Consider the following 4,339-nt stretch of genomic DNA (forward strand, 5'->3'; position numbering starts at 1 on the left):
TTCTGCGGGTTTGAGCATCCAACCAAAAGGCCTCCTACCAAAATACACAAACAAAGGAACCAGCGTGTGTTCATCATCTTTTCTCCTCCCTGATTAAAAGGGTTCATGATCGGTGAAATGTGTTCGGTGACAATTGGCCAGTAGTGTTGGGTAAAATTACCAAGAATGGTTTCTCTACAGACAGTTTTTTGTCCGTTGTCAGTTATATGTGGGTTACAGTGAATACTAATGAGCAATCATTACCCAGATTACCATACACTAACTACTGATCACTGTTTACCGAAAGCTATAATCTCATCGCTGGATACTAATTACTCACTCTATCTCAAAACCTCCACCAACGGTGTTCCGACTGACCCGGATGGTGGTTTGATTTCCAAATACGCTGCGATGGTCGCGGCTATATCCTGCGGGCCCACCGGCCGACTGATTGCCTGAGCAGGAACGCCGTTACCGGCAAAGACAATCGGTACATATGTATCGTACGTCCATGGCGAACCATGGATTGCCGCGATTTTGTCGATGCCCATTTTCCCTGCTTCTTCGGTGGAGTGTAAAAACCAATAATGTTCTGGCACCAAATGGATGTTGCCGGAACGCTTAGGATGAAAACTGCGCCGGATTTGGTTCTGGAGAGGAGATTCCGTTATTCGCCCGGCAAGTAAATCACTGCGTGTCATCGCATAAGCAATTCCAGGTACTTTCATCATTTCTAAGGCAACAAAGCGTTCCACTTCTTCGATAGCAAGCTTTGCTTCTCGTATCGCGTCGAGATTGAGATAGAGATACGGATGGCTGTGGCTGGCGATCAGGTCATCCCGCCCGAATCGTTTCTTAAGCGCATCCGCTAAAGGACCGCTTTTCTTAAACCAATCAAACGGAAACCGGCCTGTCTCCATACCATGTTCTGCCATGTACTCAGGGGCTTCAGGCGCGCCATGATCGGCTGAAAGCACTATCAATGTTTTATCGAGGCCGATTGTTTCGTCCACATGACTAAAAAGATCCGCAAGCACCCTGTCTAGGCGAAGGATGTTATCTTCTGTTTCCAAACTGGAAGGCCCAAAAAGATGACCAATATAATCCGTCGATGAAAAACTAATGGCCAGAATATCCGTAGCGCTTCCTTGGGCTACTTTTTCGTGCTCGATGAGCGCTTTGGCAAAATCCAATGTCAGCTCATCACCGATAGGCGTTAATACAAGCAACAAATAGAAATGTTTTGCACTTCCGTCTCCCAGGGCATGCGGAAAGGTTCGACCTAATTCCGCAAACGCCCCTTCGTAAGGTCGATCATCAATATCTTTGGCGACATACGTGGAACGATCATGAAGTAAATTCCAGGTTGTTCCTTTATAACCGTCGGCCGGTTTGACTGCGTTCCATTTCTTCACCCACTCCGGATAATCTTTGTAGTAGTAGGTACTGGTAACGAACTGGCCGCTGCTCCTAGAGAACCAGAATGCCTTGCCTGCATGCCCGGCCGGAAGTATGGCTCCACGGTCTTTTACTGATACGCTGAATACCCTTGATTTGCCACCCGTGTGCACGACCAGTTCATCGCCGATCGTGGAGGAGAGCAAATTGCGCGGCGAGACTCCCTGGTGCGGTCGAGGCTTGCGGCCGATGATGTGGTGGCGATCATCCTCGGTGTTGTACACGAAGGCGCCGGTATTCTGATCGATCCAGTCATTGGCGATGATGCCGTGGCGCGACGGGTCGGCGCCCGTCACGAGCGTGGCATGGCCCGGTGCGGTCTCGGTATTGGCATGCCGGTAGTGGGCGTTGTTGAAATGAGTCCCGTTGTCGAGCAGATAACGAAACCCGCCAGTTCCGAAGCGGTCTCCAAATCGCATCAACGCATCCCCGCGGAGCTGGTCCACGGTGATCTGGAGTACCAGTTTCGGGGTCGTACTGGCGGCAGCACGTATCGAGGTCGAGACAGCCAGGATCGCGATAAGAACGAAAGCGGTCAAGACATACTGTTTCCTTTGCATCGCTCTTTATCCCTCGCGATGAGTTGTCACTGAGCTCAGACCGTTGGGGACAAGAAAGGAGGGCGCCCGATGCTCAGGTGTCCTCCTCATTAGGTACCCGCTTTCCTCGCATTCGCGGAAACTTAACCTCGACCCGAAATGAGCAAACGTGTTGTCGGATCGGGGCTAAATCGGCAACCTTGCTGCTTGCCCCGATCCAACACGCTTAGGGAAGAACGTCTGTCGGATCGGGGCTTGGAGCGGCCTCTGACGTACATTTCTGACACATTCGTAGCCAAAGAATTTCGGATCGGGGTTAATTGTTACCCGATGATTCAGTAAGCGTCTTCATCACGTCATCCAGATTAAACTTAGCCGGCGTCTGGCGTGGTGGAAACTTCTTGAAGGTCGTAAGGAATTTGCCCACGAACTGCTGTGCAGGAGCCAGCAGGAAGACGCGCTTAACCCACCAATGGTTGTAACTGTTCGAATCGGTGTCAGCGCGCTCAAAGGGATCCGAGCGCAGGTTGAAGAACTTGGGAGCGCGCAGCATCACGAAAGGATCTCGCCAGACATCAAAGCGGGCGGCACGCTGCTCTGCGAACACAAGCTTCCACTGATCGTAGCGCAGTCCGACCAGCACACCGTCATCGTTGAAATAGAAAAACTCGCGGCGCGGACTCTTTTTCTCTTTTCCGGTGAGATGCGGGATCAGGTTATAGCCATCCAGGTGCACCCTGTACTTCTTGCTGCCGGCCTTATGACCCTTCATGAGTTGTTTCTTGATATTCGGCTCGCCAACTGCGGCCATCAGTGTCGGCACCCAGTCCAGATGAGACACGATTCCGTTAGAGATCGATCCAGCCTTGAACTTGCCGGGCCAGCGCACCATACCGGGCACACGGTAGCCGCCCTCCCAGTTGGTATTCTTCTCCCCACGGAAAGGGGAGATGCCACCATCGGGCCACTCGTTGTAATGGGGTCCGTTATCAGAGGTGTAGATGACAATGGTGTTGTCGGTGATCTTAAGATCGTCCAACAAGTTGAGCAGTTCACCGACATGGCCATCGTGCTCCACCATGCCATCGGCATAAATTCCGAGCCCCGTTCTGCCTTTACTCTCAGGTTTGAGGTGGGTATAGAAATGCATGCGTGAGGTGTTGATCCAAGCTAAAAAAGGTTTGCGTGCTTTATGAGCACGCTTAATGAAATCGACCGTCTTGTTCAGGAACTCTTCGTCCGCTGTCTCCATGCGCTTGCGGGTGAGCGGGCCTGTATCTGTGCACTTTTGCTTGCCCATAGGGCCAAAGCGTGGGTCCTTTACATTGCTTGCCTTTGTTGTGGCGACGCAATCCAGCACGCCGCGTGGGCCAAACCTGCTGCGGAATTTGGGATCCTTGGGATAGTCCGCATGTTCCGGCTCTTCCTCAGCGTTGAGGTGGTAGAGGTTTCCATAAAACTCGTCAAAGCCGTGCAGGGTGGGTAAAAACTCATTGCGGTCACCCAGGTGATTTTTACCAAACTGACCGGTCATGTAACCCATGGGTTTGAGTAACTCGGCCAGGGTGGGGTCCTCTGCCCTGAGGCCTAGGTTAGAGCCGGGCAGACCCACCTTGGTAAGCCCGGTACGCAATGGACTCTGGCCGGTGATGAAGGCGGACCGGCCCGCCGTACAACTCTGCTCGGCGTAGTAGTCGGTGAATAACACGCCCTCATTGGCAATTCGGTCGATGTTGGGTGTCTGGTAACCCACAAGCCCTCTGCTGTAGGCACTGAGGTTCGTGATGCCCACATCATCGCTCATGATAACGAGAATGTTGGGTTTCTTTGCACCTGCGGCCAGTGCAAGCTCGCTGGTAAGCATCAGAAAAGCCAAGCCCGCCGCCAGGGCCAGGAAAACTCTCTTTACGGATTTCATAGGTCTCTCTCCTTTTGTTGAGGGTGAGCGCTACTTCCTCAGAGCACGGCGAATGTAGCAAGAGGCGTCCGGGACATGAACTGTCAGAATTGACAGTATTTCCACAAAAAACTTCCAGGTGATCCCTTCACTCAGGCGACCGATAATCAGGCTCGGCGACTACGGCATTCGTCGTCCTGCGTAAGCTGGCTCGCTGGAAAACAAGGCTGACAGGTGCAGGAGAAGAAGGGACAGCACCCGGAGAAGGCGTCTGAACGGTTAGACGGAAGGCGAGACAAACGAGCGTCCTTCGAGCGCCTCACGCATGGCGACCAGGAGATCCGACGCTAACCGTGGCTTCACGACGAACCCGAGCGCGCCGGTCGCCAGCGCCTCACGGATGAAGTCGGGGTCCTCATGCACCGTCAAAAAGACGATCTTCGCGTGGGAGCCGGCTTCTCTCAGT

3 protein-coding genes are annotated in these 4,339 nt (G+C 52.9%); all 3 read right to left on the reverse strand.

Features of this window, described 5'->3' with window-relative positions:
• Positions 1-320: 320 nt before the first annotated feature.
• Entirely contained in the window at positions 321-1,997 is a 1,677-nt protein-coding gene (locus tag O6944_06760; protein MCZ6718832.1) for an alkaline phosphatase family protein, read from the reverse strand.
• Between the two features lie 295 nt (positions 1,998-2,292).
• Positions 2,293-3,840 (reverse strand): arylsulfatase, encoded by a 1,548-nt coding sequence (locus O6944_06765; GenBank protein MCZ6718833.1) that lies wholly within the window; start codon positions 3,838-3,840, stop codon positions 2,293-2,295.
• A 312-nt stretch (positions 3,841-4,152) separates the two neighbouring features.
• Positions 4,153-4,339, reverse strand: a 187-nt coding sequence (locus O6944_06770; GenBank protein ID MCZ6718834.1) for a DNA-binding response regulator, incomplete at its 5' end; no start/stop codon positions are given.

This window comes from Gammaproteobacteria bacterium, assembly GCA_027296625.1.
Lineage (GTDB): Bacteria > Pseudomonadota > Gammaproteobacteria > JAKEHO01 > JAKEHO01 > JAKEHO01.